Origin of the sequence: Streptomyces sp. NPDC058985 (genome assembly GCF_042740985.1) — a bacterium.
Classification (GTDB): Bacteria; Actinomycetota; Actinomycetes; order Streptomycetales; family Streptomycetaceae; genus Streptomyces.
The window spans coordinates 40,752-61,925 of record NZ_JBHYJX010000048.1 but is presented as its reverse complement, the minus strand read 5'-3'; the positions used below and the strand labels follow the sequence as shown (position 1 = coordinate 61,925).

Annotated in this window: 13 protein-coding genes; 4 read left to right on the top strand and 9 right to left on the bottom strand. The window is 73.7% G+C overall.

Annotated features, from left to right (window positions below):
* Positions 1–89 precede the first annotated feature (89 nt).
* Entirely contained in the window at positions 90–410 is a 321-nt protein-coding gene (locus ACFW01_RS31590; protein ID WP_234961033.1) for a DUF5955 family protein, read from the bottom strand.
* A 142-nt stretch (positions 411–552) separates the two neighbouring features.
* On the opposite strand from ACFW01_RS31590, the gene ACFW01_RS31585 reads away from it, so the two are divergent.
* Together ACFW01_RS31585 and aceB are read left to right on the top strand one after the other, a co-directional pair.
* Complete coding sequence (locus ACFW01_RS31585) at positions 553–1,152, top strand: nucleotidyltransferase family protein (protein WP_234961032.1); 600 nt, start codon at positions 553–555, stop codon at positions 1,150–1,152.
* 183 nt (positions 1,153–1,335) lie between these two features.
* A complete protein-coding gene (gene aceB, locus ACFW01_RS31580; protein ID WP_234961031.1) occupies positions 1,336–2,958 on the top strand; it encodes a malate synthase A in 1,623 nt (540 codons plus the stop codon).
* 65 nt (positions 2,959–3,023) lie between these two features.
* On the opposite strand, the gene ACFW01_RS31575 is transcribed toward aceB, so the two are convergent.
* Entirely contained in the window at positions 3,024–3,953 is a 930-nt protein-coding gene (locus ACFW01_RS31575) for a HipA family kinase (protein ID WP_234961030.1), read from the bottom strand.
* Positions 3,954–4,117: 164 nt separating this feature from the next.
* On the opposite strand from ACFW01_RS31575, the gene ACFW01_RS31570 reads away from it, so the two are divergent.
* Both ACFW01_RS31570 and argB read left to right on the top strand, forming a co-directional pair.
* A complete protein-coding gene (locus tag ACFW01_RS31570; RefSeq protein WP_234961029.1) occupies positions 4,118–4,765 on the top strand; it encodes an isochorismatase family protein in 648 nt (215 codons plus the stop codon).
* Positions 4,766–4,784: 19 nt separating this feature from the next.
* Entirely contained in the window at positions 4,785–5,705 is a 921-nt protein-coding gene (argB, locus tag ACFW01_RS31565) for an acetylglutamate kinase (protein WP_384509360.1), read from the top strand.
* Between the two features lie 70 nt (positions 5,706–5,775).
* On the opposite strand, the gene ACFW01_RS31560 is transcribed toward argB, so the two are convergent.
* From ACFW01_RS31560 to ACFW01_RS31530, 7 genes are all read right to left on the bottom strand, one after another.
* On the bottom strand, positions 5,776–6,309 hold the full coding sequence (locus ACFW01_RS31560) for a GNAT family N-acetyltransferase (protein WP_384509354.1): 534 nt from the start codon (positions 6,307–6,309) through the stop codon (positions 5,776–5,778).
* A 112-nt stretch (positions 6,310–6,421) separates the two neighbouring features.
* The gene (locus ACFW01_RS31555; RefSeq protein ID WP_384509351.1) at positions 6,422–7,369 is read right to left on the bottom strand and encodes a methionyl-tRNA formyltransferase; all 948 of its coding nucleotides are present in this window, start codon (positions 7,367–7,369) and stop codon (positions 6,422–6,424) included.
* Between the two features lie 71 nt (positions 7,370–7,440).
* Complete coding sequence (locus tag ACFW01_RS31550) at positions 7,441–8,472, bottom strand: 3-deoxy-7-phosphoheptulonate synthase (RefSeq protein ID WP_234961027.1); 1,032 nt, start codon at positions 8,470–8,472, stop codon at positions 7,441–7,443.
* Positions 8,472–9,890 carry an MDR family MFS transporter gene (locus ACFW01_RS31545; protein WP_234961026.1) on the bottom strand — a complete coding sequence of 473 codons (1,419 nt, stop codon included), beginning with the start codon at positions 9,888–9,890 and terminating at the stop codon, positions 8,472–8,474. The genes ACFW01_RS31550 and ACFW01_RS31545 overlap by 1 nt, the downstream gene beginning before the upstream one ends.
* A complete protein-coding gene (locus ACFW01_RS31540; protein ID WP_384509346.1) occupies positions 9,887–19,924 on the bottom strand; it encodes an amino acid adenylation domain-containing protein in 10,038 nt (3,345 codons plus the stop codon). Before ACFW01_RS31540 ends, ACFW01_RS31545 begins: the two co-directional genes overlap by 4 nt.
* 89 nt (positions 19,925–20,013) lie before the next feature.
* A complete protein-coding gene (locus ACFW01_RS31535; protein WP_234961024.1) occupies positions 20,014–20,931 on the bottom strand; it encodes a siderophore-interacting protein in 918 nt (305 codons plus the stop codon).
* The gene (locus tag ACFW01_RS31530; RefSeq protein ID WP_161327386.1) at positions 20,928–21,173 is read right to left on the bottom strand and encodes a phosphopantetheine-binding protein; all 246 of its coding nucleotides are present in this window, start codon (positions 21,171–21,173) and stop codon (positions 20,928–20,930) included. The genes ACFW01_RS31535 and ACFW01_RS31530 overlap by 4 nt, the downstream gene beginning before the upstream one ends.
* Between the last annotated feature and the right edge of the window lies 1 nt (position 21,174).

Below are 21,174 nucleotides of genomic sequence, written 5' to 3'. Positions count from 1 at the left end.
TGCGGCGAGTGGGGGTACCTCCCACGCCCTCAAGGCAGTGGGGGAGCGTGCATGGCGTCGCGAGGCAGACGGGAATTGTCAGACAGGCCCTAGGCGCCGCGCGGCGGCGGGTCCTCGAAGAGTTCCACGGCGTGCCGGACCTCCGTCAGCCCCGGCGACAGGGCGCTGACGGAGCCGATCGCGGCCGCTATCAGCAGCAGGGAGCGGCGCAGCCGCGGCGCCTCGGGGACCCCGTGCCCCACCATCGCGGCGAGGTCGGCCAGCTCGTCCTCGGCGATCGCCCGGTCCGGGAAGTCGGCGGGCAGCAGGGCGAGCCGGCGGCGCAACCGGGACACCGCGGCCCTCAGTTCCGCCACCCTCACGTCCTCGTCGCCGACGGTCACTCGCCGCTGCCCCAAGCTCCGCACCACAGCCCTCCCCCTCGAACCCCGTCGTGCGCGGGCCAGTAAACGCCACGCCCTGCGGCACACGCCACCACGCGGACCGAATTTCAGCCTTCGGCGACCCCGCGCACGCCCGGACGTTTGGCGGGCCGTCAGGTATGCAGGAGCCATGACGGATGACGAAGACCAGGTAGCGGGGCTGCTGCTGGCCGCCGGGGGCGGCCGGCGGCTCGGCGGGCGCCCCAAGGCACTGCTCGAACACCGCGGACACCCACTCGTCGAACACGCGGTCGCCGTGCTGCGCGCGGCCGGCTGCACCCGCGTGCACGTCGTCCTCGGGGCGCGCGCGGCGGACGTACGCGACCGGGCGGCCCTCGAGGGCTGCGTACTCGTGGACAACGCCGACTGGGAGCTGGGCATGGGGTCCTCGCTGCGGACCGGGCTCGACTCGCTCTCCGGGACGGGGGCGCGGGCGGCCCTGGTCTCCCTGGTGGACCAGCCCGGCATCGGGGCGGAGGCGATGGCCCGGGTGCGCGCCGGATACCGGGACGAGACGTCGCTCGTGTCGGCGGCTTACGCGGGGGTGCGCGGACACCCCGTCCTGCTCGGCGCCGCGCACTGGCCGGGGATCGCGGCGACTGCCACCGGGGACCGGGGGGCACGCGCCTACCTGAGGGAACACGAGGCCGAGATCGTGCTCGTGGAGTGCGCGGACGTGGCGCGGCCGTTCGACATCGACACCGAGGCCGACCTGGTCCACCTTGAGTGAAGGGCGTGGCACCGAGCGCCACCTTTCCTCGAACCGGAGAATCTCGACGTCAACAAACCTTGAAGTTCCACGATGAGGAAACTAGTATCCACTGCCCAGAAGCACTCGACCGCACAGCGAGTGCGTAATGCCCCATACGCGCCCTCTGGCACCCGGTGCCACCGCTGAAGGAAGTGACAGCTCATGTCCGCACCAGCGCCGTCCTCGCTGGCCATCGTCGACGCCGAGCCCCTGCCCCGGCAGGAAGAGGTCCTCACCGATGCGGCGCTCGCCTTCGTGGCCGAGCTGCACCGGCGGTTCACGCCCCGGCGTGACGAGCTCCTCGCCCGCCGTGCGGAGCGCCGCGCCGGGATCGCCCGCACCTCCACGCTCGACTTCCTCCCGGAGACCGCCGCCGTTCGCGCGGACGACTCCTGGAAGGTGGCCCCGGCCCCCGCCGCGCTGCAGGACCGCCGGGTCGAGATCACCGGCCCGACCGACCGCAAGATGACCATCAACGCGCTCAACTCGGGCGCGAAGGTCTGGCTCGCGGACTTCGAGGACGCCTCCGCGCCGACCTGGGAGAACGTCGTCGGTGGCCAGCTCAACCTCAAGGCCGCCTACCACCGCGCCATCGACTTCACCGACGAGCGCACCGGCAAGTCGTACGCGCTGCGCCCGGACGCGGAGCTGGCGACGGTCGTCATGCGCCCGCGCGGCTGGCACCTCGACGAGCGCCACCTCCAGGTCGACGGCCGTCCGGTGCCGGGCGCGCTGGTCGACTTCGGCCTGTACTTCTTCCACAACGCCCAGCGCCTGCTGGACCTCGGCAAGGGTCCGTACTTCTACCTGCCCAAGACGGAGTCGCACCTGGAGGCCCGCCTCTGGAACGAGGTGTTCGTCTTCGCGCAGGACTACGTCGGCATCCCGCAGGGCACCGTCCGCGCCACCGTCCTGATCGAGACGATCACGGCCGCGTACGAGATGGAGGAGATCCTCTACGAACTGCGCGACCACGCCTCGGGGCTGAACGCGGGCCGCTGGGACTACCTGTTCTCCATCGTGAAGAACTTCCGTGACGGCGGCGCCAAGTTCGTCCTCCCGGACCGCAACGCGGTCACGATGACCGCCCCGTTCATGCGCGCGTACACCGAACTCCTCGTGCGCACCTGCCACAAGCGCGGCGCGCACGCGATCGGCGGCATGGCGGCGTTCATCCCGTCCCGCCGGGACGCCGAGGTCAACAAGGTGGCCTTCGAGAAGGTCCGCGCCGACAAGGACCGCGAGGCGGGCGACGGCTTCGACGGTTCCTGGGTCGCCCACCCCGATCTGGTCCCGATCGCCATGGAGTCCTTCGACAAGGTCCTCGGCGACCGGCCCAACCAGAAGGACCGGCTGCGCGAGGACGTCGACGTCAAGGCGGCCGACCTGATCGCCATCGACTCGCTCGACGCCAAGCCGACGTACGCGGGCCTGGTCAACGCGGTGCAGGTCGGCATCCGTTACATCGAGGCCTGGCTGCGCGGTCTCGGCGCGGTCGCCATCTTCAACCTGATGGAGGACGCGGCCACCGCCGAGATCTCCCGCTCGCAGATCTGGCAGTGGATCAACGCGGAGGTCGTCCTCGACAACGGCGAGCAGGTCACCGCCGAGCTGGCCCGCAAGGTCGCCGCCGAGGAACTGGCGAACATCCGCGCGGAGATCGGCGACGAGGCCTTCACGGCGGGCAACTGGCAGCAGGCCCACGACCTGCTCCTGACGGTCTCCCTCGACGAGGACTACGCCGACTTCCTGACGCTGCCGGCGTACGAGCAGTTGAAGGGCTGACGCCCGGCACCCCGTGAGACGACCGCGCCCCCGGTACCGCACAGCACCGGGGGCGCGGTCGTGTCTCAGTCCAGGTGGGCGGACCAGTCCCGTTCGGCGGCGGGCCTGCCGTGCAGGTCGGGGACGCGCTTGAGCCAGGCCGGGCGCCCCCGCTCGGTCCGGGCGGCGCGGGCGGCGTTCTCGGCGGCCAGCTCGTCGCGGCCCGGGAAGTCGGTGGGCAGCCACTGCCCGGACGCCCGTACGCGCGCGTGCAGGTAGCCGGCGTAGGCGGAGCGCACCTCGTCCGGTGTGCCGTAGCCCGCCTCGGGGGTCAGCCAGGCGTCCGGCACCCGGCCCACCACGTCGCGCAGCAGTTCCTCCGTCACCTTCGGGGCCAGTTCGGCGTCGGCGGCCCGGACGTCGGGCGCGTGGTGGCCGAGGGCGTGGTGGCGGAAGTCGTACGCCTTCTCCGGGGCCGAGGTGTCCCAGCGGTGGTGGAAGACGAGCGCGGCGCCGTGGTCGATCAGCCACAGGCGCGGGGGTGCGACACCGAGGGTCGGCCAGACCATCAGGTTGGAGCTGTGCACCGTGCGGTCGACGTTGACCGTGAGGGCGTCCAGCCAGACGATCCGTCCGGCCTCCCGCGCGTCCACGGGGAACGTTCCGGCCAGCTCGGGCGTGAGGTCGGCGCCGCCCGACAGGTAGTCCATGCCGAGGTTGAGTCCGGCGCTGGCGTCGAGCAGGTCACGGACCTCCTGGTGCGGTTCGTCCTCGGCGATCGCCGGGTCGAAGTGCGCGAGGACCAGTTCGGGCACTCGCAGGCCCAGCTCCCGGGCCAGTTCACCCACGATCACCTCGGCGACCAGGGCCTTGTGGCCCTGCGCGGAGCCGGTGAACTTCAGGACGTAGGTGCCGAGGTCGTCGGCCTCCACGACACCGGGGACGGAGCCACCGGATCGCAGGGGTTCGATGTAGCGGGTCACGGCGACATCTCTCAACGACTTCGAATATCTCATCGCCTACTGGCCTTGCATCCCTTGGTCGTCTGCCTCCGGCATGGGGTGAGCATAGTAACCAGGCGTCACGGCACCCGAGAACGCCGATGACCACATGTTAGGTTAGGCTAAGCTAAATAGAGACAAGGGTGCGGGCCGCCGGCGCCGCCCGGGGAGGAATCACCATGGGCGCACCGGCCATCGGCTCCTACCCCATGCCAGGCCCCGCCGACGTCCCCCGCTCGCCCGCCTCCTGGGACGTCGACCCCCGTCGCGCCGCGCTGCTGGTCCACGACATGCAGAACCACTTCGTGGCCCCCTTCACGCCCGGGCGCTCCCCCGTCGTGGAGCTCGTCGACAACATCGCGGCCCTGCGTGACCTCGCCGGGGCCCTCGGCATGCCGGTCGTCTTCAGCGCCGAACCGGCCGCCCGGCGGCCCGGCGGGCGCGGCCTCGTCGCCGACATCTGGGGGCCCGGCATCGGGGACGAGCCCGACGCGGCCGCGATCATCGATCCGCTCACGCCCCGCCCGGGTGAGCATCTGCTCGAGAATGTGCGCCCCAACGCCTTCCTCCGCAGCCACCTCGGAAGACTGCTGCGCACGGAGGGGCGCGACCAGTTGATCGTCTGCGGGGTCTACGCCCACCACGGCGTCCTCCTCACGGCCGCGGACGCTTTCATGAACGACATTCAGCCCTTCGTCGTCGCCAACGCCGTGGCGGATCTGTCCGCCGAGGAACACGCCATGGCCCTGCGATGGGCCGTCCGCACCGGCGTGGTGTGCACGACCGAGGCTCTGTTGCACGACCTCTCGCCGAACAGAACCCCCTGAATGGAGTGGCTCCGTGAGTGTGACCGCTGCCCGTGAATCCCTCGCGAGCGGTACGGCCGTCGGCCCGTCCCGGCCGGCGGAGCCCGGTGGCCGGACGGTCGTCGTCAAGTTCGGCGGCAACGCCATGGTGGACCCCGCCCTCCACCGGACGTTCGCCCAGGACGTGGTGGACCTGTGGCACGCGGGCCTGCGCCCGGTCGTCGTACACGGCGGCGGACCCCAGATCAGCGCCATGCTGGCCCGACTCGACCTGGAAGTCCGCTTCGAGGCGGGCCTGCGGGTGACCACACCGGAGACCATGGACGTGGTCCGCATGGTGCTGACCGGTCAGGTGCAACGGGAACTCGTGGGCGCCCTCAACGCCCACGGCCCCTTCGCGGTGGGGATGTCGGGCGAGGACGCGCGGACCATGACGGCCGTACGTCGCCCGGCGTGGGTGGACGGCCGGCCGGTGGACATCGGTCTCGTCGGAGAGGTCGTGGCCGTCGAACCGGGCGCCGTGGGCACGCTGCTCAGGGAGGGCCGCATCCCGGTGATCTCACCCGTCGCGCGGGGAGTGGACGGGGAGGTCTACAACGTCAACGCCGACCTCGCGGCGTCCGCGCTGGCCGTGGCCCTCGGCGCGGAACGGCTGGTGGTGCTGACCGACGTCGAGGGCCTGTACGCGGACTGGCCGCACAGCACCGAGGTCGTCAGCCGTCTGACGGCCGGTCAACTCGAAGCACTGCTGCCGGAGCTGGCGAGCGGCATGCTGCCGAAGATGGAGGGCTGCCTGCGGGCGGTCCGGGCCGGTGTCCGCAGCGCACGGGTCGTCGACGGCCGGGTGCCGCACGCGGTGCTGCGCGGCCTCCTCGCCGCGGACGGTCCGGGCACGACCGTGGTCCCGGACCCGGCCCCGGACCCGGGCCCGGCGCCCGAGGCCGAGGGGGAGGGCGCGTGAGCGTCGACAACGGCTGCTGAGCCCGCGGGGCGAGGCCGTCCGCCGGGACCGGCCCCTCTCAGGTCTGGCCTCACACGGCGCGGGCGAGGACGCGCGCCTCGCGCCGGGGGTCCAGGGACTGTGCCCAGGCCGGCGGCGCCTGATCCGGGCAGACCGGTGCGAAGCCGTGCCGGAGGAAGAGCCGGCCGCCGCCCGTCGTCGCCGCGAACAGGGTCTGCAGGGAGCGGCTCCGCGCCCTCGCGAGCGCGGCGAGCAGGAGCCGGGCGCCCAAGCCGCTCCCCTGCCGGTGACCGGCGACGCAGAAGTTGTAGAGGACTCCGGCCGCCGGCCGGCCGGCCCCCGGGTCGGCACGGTGGACGCTCAGCCCGACGCATCCTTCGAGGGTTCCGTCGGGGGCCTCGACGACGAGGAAGTCGGGCGCTTCGGTGACGTACTGGGCCCGCGGGCGCTCGCGCAGCGCGCCCGAGCGCACGAACGGGCGGGAGAGCGCGGCGAGCGCGGTGGCGTCGTCGGACCGTGCGGGCCGGACGGACGACGTGCCGGGGGCGGGTGGGAACAGGGCGCCGGGCTGCGCTGTCGCAAGGCGCGGCGTGGCGGTGATCAAGGGCTTTCTCTCTCCGCTCGCGAACAAGGTGGCGCCGACCACCGCCGACCACCGCCGAGGTCGCCGACGGCCCGGCGGTGAACTCGCCCCCGGGCCGTCCGCTGCCGTCGGTTCAGGGCCTGTCGGTGAGGTAGCCGCCCATCGTGGTGAAGTACTCGGTGGCGGGCAGCTCCCGGCCGTCCTCGGTGCGTACCCGGGTCACGGCGAGCCCGTGGTTGCGGCCGGTGCGGGCGTCGGCACCCGCGACGATCACCACTCCCTCGCCCTCCCAGTAGAAGATGCGGCCGGGCGTGCCGCCGTAACGGTTCTCCGAGACCACCGCGGAGAGGATCTCCAGCCGACGGCCCTTGTGGTAGGTGAAGGCGGCCGGGTAGGGGGCGGACTGAGCCCGGACGAGCCGCTGGAGGTCCTCGGCCGGCCACCCCCAGTCGATCCGGATGTCCTCCTCGGCGCGCTTGTGGAAGAAGGTGGCCTGCGAGCGGTCCTGCGGGGTGAACTCGGTCTGTCCGGAGGCGATCAGGTCCAGGGAGCCGATGGTGACGGGGGCGATGAGGTCGACGGTCTTGTGGAAGAGGTCGGTTGCCGTGTCCTCGGGCCCCACCGGTACCGAGCGCTGGAGGACGATGTCCCCGGCGTCGAGCACCTCGTCCATCAGGTGGCCGGTGACTCCGACCTCCGGCTCCCCGTTGATGAGGGCCCAGATGATCGGGGAGAAGCCGGCGTACTTCGGCAGCAGCGAGTCGTGGACGTTGAGGGTGCCGTGGCGGGGCAGGTTGTAGATGCGCGGCGGGATCCAGGTGCGCCAGTTGTTGGCGACGATGATGTCCGGGTCGGCCTCCTTGAGGAGCTGGAAGAGCTCCTCGTCGTCGGGCCGGTTGCGGATGATCACCGGTACGCCGTGCTCGGCGGCGAGGTCGGCGACGGAGTCGCTCCAGATCTTCTCGTAGGCGTGCTCGCTCTTCGGATGCGTCACCACGGTCACCACGTCGTGCGAGGAGTCGAGCAGTGCCTGCAGAGTGCGATGACCCCACGTCTGGTAACCGAACATGACGACGCGCATGAGGATTCCTCCTTGGACTTTTGAACTGTTGCTGTGCATGAGGGGACGTGAAAGGGGACTCGGGGACCGTCCTACGCGAGGGCCGCCGCCCGGGCCCGTCTGCGGTGCCGGGAGGCCACGGCCAGGGCGTCGAGCAGCGGCTCCGTACGCTCCCAGCCGAGGCAGGCGTCGGTGACGCTCAGGTCGGGTCGCAAGGGCTGTGCCGTGAGGTTCTGCCGGCCGTCGGCGAGGTAGGACTCGATCATCACACCGGTGAGGGCCTGCTCGCCTTCGCCGATCCGCCGGGCCAGCTCGGCGACCACCTCCGCCTGGCGGTTGTGGTCCTTGGCGCTGTTGCCGTGGGAGGCGTCCACGACGACGGACCGCCTCAGGCCGGCGGCCGCCAGCAGGCCGGCGGCCCGCTCCACCTCGTCGGCACCGTAGTTGGGGACCGGCCCGCCACGCAGCACCACGTGCGGGTGGGAGTTGCCGACGGTGTGGGTGAGGGTGAGCCGCCCGTGCGGGGAGAGCATGGGGAGGGCGTGCGGGTGGGCGGCGACCTGTGCGGCGGCTACGGCCGGACGCAGATCGCCGGACACGCAGTTCTTCATGCCGACGGGCATGGGCAGCCACGAGGCCAGGTGCCGGTGCGGCTGGCTGGCGACCGTACGGGCCCCGATGGCGGCCCAGGAGACCGTGTCCGCCACGTACGGGGCGAGCAGCGGGTCGACGAACTCGTAGGCGAGCGGCAGCCCTCGCCCGGCGGCCTCGACCAGGAAGGAGCGTCCGGCGCGCAGTCCGGCGGCCAGGTCGCTCTTGCCGTCGAGGTCGGGCGAGTCGAGCAGGCCCTTCCAGCCCAGCGCGGTACGGGGCTTCTCGAGGTAGGCGCGGAGGACGACGACCAGGTCGTCGGCCAGCCGGCGGGCGGCCCCGCCGAGCAGGTCCGCGTACGTGAGCGCCGCCTCGGTGTCGTGGACCGAGCAGGGTCCGACGACCACGAGCAGTCGGGGGTCCTTGCCGTCGAGCACCGCGGCGACGGTGTCGCGGTGGGCCGCGACGGCCTGTGCCGTGGCCGGGGCGAGAGGGACGGCCGAGTGCAGTTCGGCCGGGACGGGCAGCAGCATCACGCACTCCTGTCGACGGGGGTCCTGGGCAGCCTGGTGGTCCCCGCCGCCGCGAGCAGCGCGAGCCCCACCACCCACCAGAAGGTGTCGGAGAACGCCGCGGGAACGTCCTGCCGGGCGTCGAGCCGGCTCTGCAGGATCACGGCGAGGGCGGCGGTGCCGAGGGAACCACCGACGGTGTTGAGCAGGTTGAGCGCTCCGGAAGCGCGGGGGAGGTGCGCGGGCTCGATACGGGTGTAGACGATGTTCATCAACGGGGCACCGATCATGGCCATGCCGAAGCCGCGTACCGCCAGCGCCGCGACCAGGACGGCGTCCGGCAGGCCGCCGTCGAGTTGGGTGAACGGGACGGTTCCGGCGAGGACGAGACCGACGCCGGTGACGACCAGGGCCCGGGGGGACACCGCGTTGATGGTCCGGTTGACCAGGACCGACCCGGCCGCCGCGCCCACCCCTTGCGGAGCCAGCAGCAGACCTGCCTCCCAGGCCGACAGTCCTTCGCCGGTCTGCAAGTAGAGGGGCAGCAGGAAGGCCGTGCCGAACACCGAGGCGCCGAGCACGAGCAGGGCCAGCGCCGCCGGGCCGAAGGGCGGCCGGGTGAAGAGCCGGGGGTCGATCAGCGGGGTGCCGCGGGTCCGCAGCCCGTGCACGGTGAACGCGGCCAACATCAGCAGCCCCGCCCCCACGCCGAGGAAGCCCGGGAGCCGACGCCCTTCGGAGACCTCGGTCAGCCCGTAGACGAGGACCGCGAGGCCCGGCGACAGCAGCAGCGCCCCCCGTACGTCGAACGCCGCGCCCTTGGCGGCGGGCGGCACCACCGGGACGTACCGCCGGGCGAGCAGCACGGCGACCGCGCCGATCGGCAGGTTGACCAGGAACAGCCACTGCCAGGAGGCCACTCCCAGCAGTGCGCCGCCGGCCAGGGGTCCGAGCACCGGGGAGAGCAGCGGCACGACCGCCACCACGCTGATCACCTTGCCGGTGCGGGTCGGTCCGGCGACACGGGCCAGCAGTGCCTGCCCGGTCGGCGGCAGCACTCCCCCGCCGAGCCCCTGGATCACCCGGAAGACGATCAGACTGGTCGCCGACCAGGCCAGGGCGCACAGTGCCGAGCCGATCAGGAACACGCCGACGGCGGCCAGCCAGACCCGTCGGCCGCCGAAGCGGTCGGCGAGCCAGCCGGAGGCGGGCACCGCGGTGACGACGGCCAGCAGGTAGGCGGTGCTGACCCACTGGATCTCACCGACGGAGGCGTCGAACTCCCGGGTCAGGGTGTCGATGCCGACAGTGACGATCGTCGCGTCCAGGGACGCCATGAAGGTGCCGAGCACCAGGATGAAGGCGATGCGCAGCAGTGCCCTGTCCACCCGGTCCGGCGGAGCCTTCGCCGGTTCGGCCCGTACGGGCGGCTCGCTCATCGGCCCTCCAGGAGGGTGCGCACGTCGTCCTCGATGTGGTCGCCCAGCCGGCGCAGCAGCGTCAGCAGTTCCTCGGCGAGCCCCTCGGCGTCCACACCGGCGCGGTGGGCGAGCACGCAGGTCCAGCCGTCGCCCTCGGGCATCACGGTGAGGGTGACCGGGTGGTGGGTGGCCTCGCGGAACCGGGTGCCGACGAGGGTGAGCCCGGGGGCGGGTTCGCGCAGCCTGTCGCGGTCGACCGGGTAGTTCTCGAAGACGACCATGCTGTCGAAGAGCCGCTGCCTGCCGGTCAGCCGCTCCAGGTCGGAGAGGTCGACGTGATGGTGCTCCAGCAGCGCGCGCTGTCCGTTCTGCAGGGCGGTCAGCGTCTCGGCGAGGGTGCCGCTCAACCGGGCCCGCACGGGCACCGTGTTGGCCAGCAGCCCGATGATCTCCTCGACGCCCTCCAGCTCCGGCGGACGGCAGGCGACCATGGCGCCGAAGCAGACGTCCGTCCGCCCGGCGCGGCGCGCGAGGAGGATCGACCAGGCGCCCTGCACCAGGGTGTTGCGGGTCAGTCCGCGCTCCGCGGCGATCCTGCTCAGCTCGGCCACCAGAGCGGCGTCGACCGTGACCACCGCGGGTTCCTGCCAGGCGGGGCCCGGCTCTCCGGCGCCGAAGTGGTCCCCCTCGGGCAGGTCCGCCAGTTCATCCGCCCAGGCCGTGAGGGAGGGCGGGTTCGCCGCGCGCCAGTCCAGGTAGCGCGAGAACGGCACGGGCTCCGGCAGGTCCGCCTTCCCGCCCCGCACCCGGGCGGTGTACAGGGAGAACAGCTCGGTGAGGATCCGCGGGGCCGACCAGCCGTCGGAGAGTACGTGATGGGTGGTCAGGACCAGGTCGAAGCGTTCCGCGTGGTGCCGGATCACGGTCAGCCGGAAGAGCGGCCCGGCGCCGAGGTCGAAGGTCTCGGCCAGGTCGGCGGCGAGGACCTCCTCGGCCGGGCCGTCGGACACCCGGAAGTCCGGTCGCGCGGATCGCGGGACGAGCCCGAGAGCGCCGGGGAACACGGCCCCCAGGTTGGGGTGCCGGGCCAGCAGGTCCGCGCCGGCCTCCCGCAGGGCGTCCGCGTCGAGCGGTCCGGCGAGGGAGAAGCAGGACTGCACCGTGTACGGGTCGGGGCGTTCGGTGCGCGAGTGCCGCAGCACGACCGACTGCAGCGGGGCGAGCGACTGCACCTCGGCGACCGGACGGCCGTCGCCGAGCCGGACCAGTTCCTCGGACGCCGCCGCCGTCTCCAGCAGGGCGGTGCGCAGATGTCCGGCCAGTTCCTCGATCTCGGGCTCCGTGAACAGCCCGCCCGGCCAGGTCAGGCGGATGCCGAGGCGGTCGTCCCGTACCAGCGCGTTGACCATCAGGGCGTGCGGCAGCGGGAGTTCGGGCGTGCCGCCGGAGCCGAGGGGGTCCGCGTCCGGCGGGGACTGCCAGGGGGTCTCCTCCGCGGGAGCGGCGGCGTAGCGGCCCAGGTAGTTCCAGGCGATCTCGGGCTCGACCGGGTCCAGCAGTCCGGCCGTGGTGAGGATGCCGTGGCCGAGTCCGTCGCCCTGGGCGCGCAGCCGCTCCGCCACCTGAGCCGGTTCCTCCCCCGCCTTGAGCAGTACGGGGTGCACGGCGGTGAACCACCCCACGGTCTGGGACAGGTCCGTGTGGCTGGGGCGGCCGTGGCTCTCCAGGGCGACCAGCAGGCGCGGGTTGCCGCGCCAGGCGCGTACCGCCCGGGCGAGGGCCGCCAGCAGTCCCGCGTCCGGGGTGGCACGCAGGGCGGCGGGCAGGGTGGTGACCAGTGCGCGGGTGGCGTCGTTGTCCAGCCGGATCTCGTGGTGGACGGCGGTGGCCACGGTGTCCCGGGCGGGGTCGAGCGGCCGGGCCGCGATCGGCGGGGTGGGCGTCGTCCGCCGCCAGTGCGGGAGTTCGGACCGCCGGTCGGCCTCGCGCAGGGAGCGCGCCCAGGCGAGGAAGGACATCCCGTGCCGGACCAGCGCCCCGCCCTCGTAGGCGTGCCGCACGTCGTCGAGCAGGATGCGCCAGGAGACGCCGTCCACCAGGAGGTGGTGGGCGATCAGGACGAGCCTGCCGGGCGCCGAGGGTCCGGCGTCCACCCACAGGGCGCGCAGCAGCGGCCCGGTGGCGGGTGCCATCTCGGCGCGGGCGGTGGCGATCCGCGCGTCGATCAGTGCGCGCAGTTCTCCGGTGGAGAGGTCCCCGGTGACCGGTATCCGGAGCAGCACCTCGGCCGCCGTGACCGTGCCGGCCGGCGGGATGCGCAGCGCGTCCTGGGCCAGGTGGGCGCGGAGGACGTCGTGCCGGGCCAGCACGGCGTCGAGCGCCCCGCGCCAGCGGTCCTCGTCCCCGCCGGCGGGGACGCCGACCTCCACCCACTGGCAGAAGCCGTCGGCGGCGTCGCCGGCCCGGCGGAGCAGGTCCCGCATGACCGCGGTGAGCGGGGCGTCGCCCACCGCCGGTGCCTCGGCCTCCTCCAGGGCGCGGGCGCGGGCGGCGATCCCCGCGACCGTCGCTCCCTCGAAGACGTCGCGGGCGCGCAGTCCGAGTCCCTGACGGCGGGCCCGGGAGACCACCTGCAGGGAGACGATGCTGTCGCCGCCGAGGCCGAAGAAGTCGTCGTCGGGGCCGATCTCGTCGTTGCCGAGGAGGTCCCGGACCACGCCGAGCAGGACGGCCTCGGCCGGGCTCGCGGCTGCACGGCGCCGGGTCGCGGCGGTCTCCGGGGCCGGCAGGGCGGCGGCGTCCAGCTTGCCGCTGGGGCTCAGGGGCAGCGCGTCGATCACCACGAGGGCGGTCGGGACCATGTGGTCCGGCAGTTGCGCGGCGAGGTGGGAGCGGATCTCCGTGGTGTCGGGTGTGGTGCCGTCGGCGGGGATGAGGTAGCCGACGAGCCTGCCCTCGCGCATGATCACGGCGCCCGCGCGGACCGCCGGATGGCGGGTCAGGGCGGATTCGATCTCACCGAGTTCGACGCGGAATCCGCGGATCTTGACCTGGTGGTCGACCCGGCCGAGGAACACGAGCTGCCCGTCCGGGCGCCACCGCACCAGGTCGCCGGTGCGGTACATCCGCTCCCCGGGCGGACCGAACGGGTCGGCCACGAAGGCGGCGGCGGTCAGTCCGGGCCGTCCGAGGTAGCCGCGGGCCAGGCTGGGGCCGGCGAGGTACAGCTCTCCGGTGGTCCCGGTGCCCACCGGCTGGAGCCCCCGGTCCAGCACGTAGGCGCGGACGTTCGGGTCGGGCCGGCCGATCGGCAGCGGTCCGGCGTCGTCCGGATCGTACTGCCAGGTCACGGAGTTGATGGTGACCTCGGTGGGGCCGTAGGCGTTGAAGAGGGCCCGCCTGCCCGTGCCCCAGCGGCGCGCGAGTTCGGGGTCGAGCCGTTCGGCGCCGACGACGAAGAACACGCCGGGGTCCACGGTGCGGTCGTCGGGCATGGCCGCCAGGAAGGACGGCAGGAGGTTCACCCCGGTCACCCGGTGCTCGACGATGTAGTCGAGGAGTTCGTCGCCCGGTACGCGCACCTCCTCGGGAGCGATCACCGAGGTACCGCCGGACAGCAGCGGAACCATGGTCTGCCAGAACGCCACGTCGAAGCCGGTGGAGGCGAAGTGCAGGTAGCGGTCGTGCTCGGTGATCCCGACGACCTCCTCCTGCAGCGCGATCAGATCGGGCACCCCCCGGTGGGTCACCCCGACGCCCTTGGGGCGCCCGGTGGTTCCGGAGGTGTAGATGACGTACGCCAGGGCGTCCTCGGTCAGCCCGGCACGGGCCTCGGCGGGGTCGGTGTCCGGCATTGAGTCGAGGGTGGCCGGGTCGTCGAGCCGCAGTACGGGGATGTCGCGTGCGGTGGGCAGTTCGGCCCCGGTGGTGACGGCGGCGGCGGGGGCGAGGTCATCCAGCATGTACGCCAGACGGTCCTCGGGGTAGCTCGCGTCCATCGGCACGTAGACCGCTCCGGCCTTGGCCACGCCGAACAGGGCGACGGTCATCTCGACGTCCCGGCCCAGGAAGACCGCGACCGGGTCCTGCGGCCGTACGCCGCGCCGCAGCAGCGCGTGCGCGAGCCGGTTCGCCCGCCGGTCGAGTTCGTCGTACGACAGGCTGCGGTCGCGGCAGACCAGGGCCTCGGCGTCCGGCTTGCGGCGCACCCAGGAGGCGAAGACGTCGAGCCAGGGGCCGTACGCGCGGGCGGGGACGGCCTCGGTGCCGGTGCGCAGCATCCGCTGCCGTTCCTCCGGTCCGAGCACGGGCAGGGCGAGCGCCGGCCGCTCGGGGTCGCCGGTGATCTCCCGCAGCAGCTGGTGCAGCCAGCGGCCGATGTCGGCGACCCGGGACTCGGTGAAGGCGCCGGGCTGGTAGCCGAGACCGACGGTGATCGCGTCGTCGTCGGGGAGCACGATCACGGTGAGCGGGTAGTGCGTGGCGTCGGTGATGTCCACCGCGGCCAGGTCGAGCCCGGGGGCGAAGGGGGTGCGCTTCCGGCTGGCGAGCGGGAAGTTCTCCATCACCAGCATGGTGTCGAAGAGTTCACCGACTCCGGCGAGGCGCTGGATGCCGGGCAGGCCGATGTAGTGGTGCTCCGCGAGGCGGACGCTCTCGGCGTGCACCTCGGCGAGGAGTTCACGGGTGCTCTGGTCCTGGTGGTGGCGTACCCGGACCGGGATGGTGGTGCCGAGCTGCCCGATCATGGACTCCACGGCGCCGACCTCGGCGGGCCGGCCGGACACCGGGCAGCCGAAGACGACGTCGCTGCGGCCGGTGAGCCTGCCCAGGAGCAGGCCCCAGGCGGTCTGGAAGACCGTGGTGAGGGTGACACCCTGCTCCCGGGCGAAGGCCCGCAGCCGCTCGCTGAACTCCGCGCCGAGTCCGACGGAGACCCGTCCGGGCCGCTCCACCGCGCCGCCGGCCGTGGCGGGGGCGAGGCGGGTGGCCCCGTCGACGCCGGCCAGCGCCTGGCGCCAGGCGTCCTCGGAGGTCCCGCGGTCCCGGGCGACCAGCCAGCGGTAGTACTCGGTCGGGTCGGCGGCCGGGGGCACGGCGTCCCCGCCGCCCAGTTCGGCGTAGATGCCGAGCAGCGCCCGGCCGACCAGCGGCATGGACCAGCCGTCCAGCAGCGCGTGGTGGTTGGTGATGGCCAGCTTGTGCACGTCCGGGGCGACCCGGGACAGCAGGAAGCGGATCAGCGGCGGCGTCGACGGGTCGAAGGGCCGCGCCAGTTCCTCGCGTGCGGCGGTGTCGAAGTCGTCGTCCTGCCGCCAGTCCACCGCGACCTCCGCGGGGACCACCTGCACGACCTCGTCCCCCGCGGAGGCGAGGTGGACGCGGAGCGAGGGGTGGCGGCGGAGCAGTTCCCGCGCCGCTTCGGCCATGCGCGCGGGGTCGAGGGCGCCTTCGAGGGTGGTGACGGCCTGGACGACGTACACGTCCGTGTCGTCCTCGTCGCGGACCAGGGTGTGGAAGGAGAGACCGACTTGCAGCGGGGTGGCGGGCCAGACGTCCGCCAGGGGCCCTGAGCGTTCCAGGGTGGCGATGGTGTCCTGGTCCAGGGTGACGAGAGGCAGGTCGGAGGGGGTGAGTCCGCCGGTGGCGTGGAGCGCGTGCTCGGCGAGGACGTGGAGGGCCCGGTCCCATGCCTGTTGCAGGGCGGCCAGTGCGTCGGTGCCGAGGACCCCGGTGGCGGCGGTCCACTCGACGGCCAGCCGGGGCTCGCCCTCCTCGTGGACGAAGCAGTTGAGGGCCAGCACCTGCTCCAGTGCCTTGGCACCGGGTTCGATCACGGAGAAGGCTTCCCGTTCCGGCAGCCGCCAGCCGTCACCGGCCGGGGCGGCGAAGCGGCCCAGGTAGTTCAGGAGTACGTCGGGGGCCGGGACGGCGGACAGGGCGGCGCCCGCCGGGTCCAGGTAGCGCAGCACGCCGTAGCCGAGGCCGTTGCCGGGGACACCGCGCTTGGCCTCCTTGGCCGCGCGCAGGACGTCCGCCGGTCCGCCGGACGCGGGCACCCGCACGGGGTGTTCGCCGGTGAACCAGCCCACGGTGCGGGAGAGGTCGAGGTCCTCCCGGCCGTGGCCCTCCAGGGTGACGGTCACGGTGTCGCCACCGCCGGTCTCCTCCGGGCCCGCCGAGGGCCCGGACTCCCGCAGCGCGAGCGTCAGCGCCGCGAGCAGCACTTCGTCCACACCGGCCCGGTAGGCCGCGGGCAGCGTGGTCAGCAGGGCCTCGGTGACGGCCGGGGAGGCCAGGGTGACCGTGCGGTGGGCCGTGGAGACGGTGTCGCGGGCCGGGTCCAGCGGCCGTGCGCCCAGCCGGGTCGCGGAGTCCAGGACGGACTGCCAGTGGCCCAGCTCCTGACGGCACGCCCCGGTCCGGCCCCGCTCCGCGAGGAGCTGCGCGTGCCGGCGCCAGGAGGCACCGACCGGCTCCGGTTCGCCGCCGGTGCAGGCCGCCTGGAGGTCGGGGACGAGGATCCGCCAGGACACGCCGTCCATGGCGAGATGGTGCACGACGACGACCAGTTCGTCGGGTTCGCCGGCCGCGGTACGGATCAGGGCGGCACGCAGCAGGTCGCCGTGGCGGGGGGCGAGTTCGCCCGCGAGGCGCTCCGCCACCGCCTGGGCGTCCTCGCCGTGCGTCTCGGTGACCGATGCGCCGACCGTGCCCCGCGGCAGCACCTCGGCGCCGGACGCGCCGACGGACAGGCGCAGCGCGTCGTGCCGGTCGAGGACGGTCCGTACGCCGGCGAGGAGGTCGTCGAGGGTGAGTTCGCCGACGCGCAGGGCGGTCCACTGCGCGTAGCCCGCGACCACGTCCACATCGGGGTGGGCGTCGAGGAGTTGCCGGACGATGGGCGGGGCGGTCACCGGCCCGCTGGGTTCGTCGGCGGGTTCGTCGGCGGGCTTGGCCGCGGTGGCGGAGGCCGCCAGGGCGGCGAAGGTGCGGCGGGCCAGCAGGTCGCGGGGGCGCAGTTCGAGACCCGCGCGCCGCAGCCGGCTGCTGACGGTGATCGCGGTGATGCTGTCGCCGCCGAGCGAGAAGAAGTCGTCGTCGACTCCCACCTGTTCCATCTCGAGGACCTCGGCGAGCACGCCGCACAGCAGCCGCTCGTGTTCGGTGCGGGGCTCCCGGCCCCGGCCCGCCGCCGCGGGGGCGGGCAGGGCGGCGCGGTCGAGCTTGCCGTTGGGGGTGAGGGGCAGGGCGCCGAGCACCACCACGGCCGCCGGCACCAGGTGCTCGGGCAGCCGTTCGGACAGGGTGGCCCGGATCGCGTCCGCGGTGACGGTGGTGGTGCCGGTGGCGGGCACGACGTACCCGACCAGCCGGGCGGCCCGTACGTCCGCGGCGGCCGCGGTGACGTCCGGCAGGGCGGCCAGCGCCGCCTCGACCTCGCCGAGTTCCACCCGGTGGCCGCGCACCTTCACCTGGCCGTCGGCGCGGCCGAGGTAGTCCAGTCCGCGTCCGGGAACCCAGCGGGCCCGGTCGCCGGTGCGGTACATGCGGGAGCCGGGCGGGCCGTAGGGGTCGGCCACGAACCGTTCGGCGGTGGTCGCGGGCATGCCGAGGTAGCCCCGGGCCAGGTGGGGGCCCGCCAGGTACAGCTCGCCGACGGCGCCGGCGGGCACCGGCCGCAGGGCGTGGTCCAGTACGTGGACGCGGGTGCCCGCGAGGGGGTGGCCGATGGTCGGCTCGGAGCCGGTCAGGAGCGCGGTGGTGCTGTCGACGGTGGCCTCGGTGGGCCCGTACATGTTGCGGGCGGTGATCCCGGCGGCGGTGATCCGCTGCCAGAGCGCGGCCGGGGTGGCCTCGCCGCCGAGCACGAGCAGCGTCGGTCCGAGGTCCAGCAGCCCTCCGTCGATCAGCGGCACGGCCATCGAGGGCGTGGTGTCGACGACGTCGATGCCGTCGCGCGTGAAGGCGGCGAGGAGCAGTTCGGCGTCGCGGGCGGTCTCCGCGTCGTAGACGTGGAGTTCGTGTCCGCACAGCAGCCAGACGAGGTGGTCGAGGGCGGAGTCGAAGGCGAAGGAATAGGTGTGGGCGACCCGCAGGAGGCGGCCGGCGGAGCGCTCCGCCTCCGCGACGACGGTGGACCGCTGGTGGTGCAGCAGGGAGGCGAGACCGCCGGTCCGTCCGAGCACCCCCTTCGGGCGGCCGGAGGAGCCGGAGGTGTGGATCACGTAGGCCAGCTGCTCCGGGTGGCGCGGGGCGGCGAGTTCGGCGGGTGCCAGCGGCTCGGCGGAGAGTCCCTCCGCGTCGTCGAGCAGGGTCTTCCAGTCGGTCCCGTCGACGCCCTCGATCCCGCCGGCCGCGCCGGAGGTCACCACGAGCGTGGGACGGGCGTCGGCGACCAGGGCGCGCAGCCGCTCCGGCGGGTACGCGGTGTCCAGGGGCAGGAAGGCGGCGCCCGCGTCGAGTACCGCGAGCAGCGCGGTCACCATCTCGGCGGAGCGGGGCAGGGCCAGTGCCACCACGTCCTCGGCACCGATGCCGCGGGCACGCAGCGCACGGGCCAGCCGGTGCACCCGGCCCGCCAGTTCACCGGCGGACCAGCGTTCCTCCCCGCACACCAGGGCGGTGCGCCCCGGCCGGGCGGCGGCCACGGCATCGAGGGCCTCGGGGACGGACAGGTGTTCGCCGGGCAGCGCCGCCGGTGCCCATGCGGCGGGAGGCCCGTCGGGGTTCAGGGAGACGCGGCCCACGGGGTGTCCGTCGAGCAGGCCCGTCAGCAGGGCGCGCAGGCCGGCCAGTCTGCCGTCCACGGTGGCCCGGTCGTTGTCACGGGCGTCCACCTCGAAGCCGAGGAGCAGGCCGCCCGACGGGGTGGGCAGCACCGACAGTCCCAGGTCCTCGGGCGGTCCGCCGGCCACGTTGCGCATCACCGCGCGGGCACCGGCGAAGTCCAGCGCCAGGTCGAATGCCTTGAGGTTGATCCCGCGGCCGTGCAGCAGCGCGCCGGCGCCGGGGACCGCGAGGTCGCGCGGCAGGTCCTCGCCGCGGTAGCGCTGGTGCCTGCGCATCTCGCGCAGGGTCGCGGCGACGCGCCGGGTCAGCGCGGCCAGCCCGTCCTCGGGGTGGACGCGGGTGCGCAGCGGCAGCACGTTGACGGCCATCGCGGGGGTACGCAGTTCCACCGCGGCCCTGCGGCACATCAGCGGCAGCGCGAAGACCACCTCGTCGTCGCCCAGCACGCGGTGCAGGAAGGCGGCGTAGCAGGCGATCATCGCCTCGCCCCAGGTGACGTTCTCCGCCTTGGCGAAGGCGTGCAGCCGTGCCACGTCCTCGGGGCCGAGTTCGGTCCGGACGAGCAGCGAGCGGCCGGAGGGTGCGGCGGGGGCCGGCTCCTCGCCGAGCCCGGGCAGCGGGGTGAAACGGTCCACCCAGTACGCCCGGTCCTCGGCGGCGCGGGCGCTGTCCCGGTACTCCCGGTCGGTGGCGACCAGGTCCTCCATGGTGCCGAAGTTGCAGGCGGACGGTTCGGTCCCGCCGACCAGGGCGGTGTAGTGGGCGGCGGTGCGGCGGGCCATCATGGCGCCGCTGTAGCCGTCGAAGACCAGGTGGTGGCCGAGCTGGGTGTACCAGACCTCGTGGTCCGACAGCTTGATGACGACCGGTGCGTAGAGGGGGCGGTCCACCATGAGGCGGCAGCTCTCGGCGGCCCGGCTCCGTTCGGCCTCGACGAGTGCCTCCGCGGCGGCGGCCGGGTCCTGCCGGTCGCTGAGGTCGATGACGCGGGGCGTCCGCACCGGCTCGTCGCTGACGGCCTGGCGGGGCCCGTCAGCGGTGTCGTACACGCGCAGCCGCAGGCTCTCGGCCTCCTCGGTGGTGGCGCGGACGGCCTCGGCCACCGCCTGGGCGTCCACCGGCTCCCGGCCCGCTATCTCCACCACGTCCCCGACCAGGTAGTACGGGGAGTCGGGCTCCAGGCGCTGGGCGTTCCAGATGCCCCGCTGGGCGCCGGTCAGGGGAAGCAGCCGGCGCGAGGGGACGCGTGGGGTGGTCAACTCACTCTCCTTGCAGGGTGGGGACGACCGTCGGAGTACCGGACACCGGGTCGGGGAGGGGAAGGGCGGGGCGGCGGGTGCGACCCGCCTCATGCTCCGCGCTGGTCACGGTCGTGCCCGTGCGGCTCGTGGTCGTGGTCGTGCCCGTGCGGCTCGTGGTCGTGGTCGTCGTCGAAGTCGGCGACGCCGCGCTTCCAGTAGCCGCTGATCTCGTAGTCGGCGCGTTCCAGGCGCAGTTCGTCCCGGAGCCAGCGGCGCAGGGGTTTGATCTGCCCCGCCTCGCCGGCGATCCAGGCGTACAGCCGTTCGCCCTCGGGCACGGTGATCCCGGTGACGGACCGGACCAGGAGGTCACCGGTGCCGGCCGGGCGGGCGCCGCGGTGCAGCCAGTGCACCTCGACCCCCTCCGGGGCGGAGAGCGGAATCTCCTGCGTGGCGTCGGCGACCTCGACGAACGCCCAGCCCCGGGCGTCGCCGGGCAGGTGCTCCAGCCAGCGGGCGACCGCGGGCAGCGCCGTGATGTCGGCGACCAGCAGGTAGCGGTCGTAGACCGGGGGGACGATCAGCCCGCCGGGCGGGCCCGCGACGTGGGCGCGGGCACCGGGGGCAACGCGCCGGGCCCAGTCGGAGGCCAGACCGCCCTCGTGCGGGGCGATGTCGATGTCGATCTCCCCGGCCGCCGCGTCGTGACGGCGCACGGTGTATTCGCGTGAGGTGGGTGCCGGGCGCGGCCAGCGCAGCAGATCGCCGTTGGGCTCCGGAAGGCGCAGCGAGCCGTCCGGCTCCGGGAAGATCAGCTTCACGTGGTCGACCGGCGAGTGGGACTCGAAGCCCTCGACGCCGGGTCCGCCCAGGGTCAGCCGCAGCAGTCCGGTGCCCACCATGGTGGTGCGCACCACCCGTGTCTCACGGATGCGGATCGGATAGCGCACCTTCTCCGGGACGCTCCCGGCCCGCACCTCGGCGATCCGCTCCAGGTGCCGGTGCGCATGGCCCGTTACCGTCACGGACTTTCCCTCTTGTCCGTCAGCAGGCTGATCCAGTGCGCGAGTTCGGGCTGCTCCGCGAGGTCGGGGAGTTCCAGGCCGGACGCGCCGGCCGCACGCCAGCGCTCGGTCAGGGTCATCAGCCGGACCGAGTCCATGCCGAGGTCGAAGAGGTTCTCCTCGGGGCCGATCTCGGAGGTGTCGCACCCGAGGATCTCGGCCACGTCCGCGAGAATCCGTTCGGACGACAGTGTCTGGTTCACC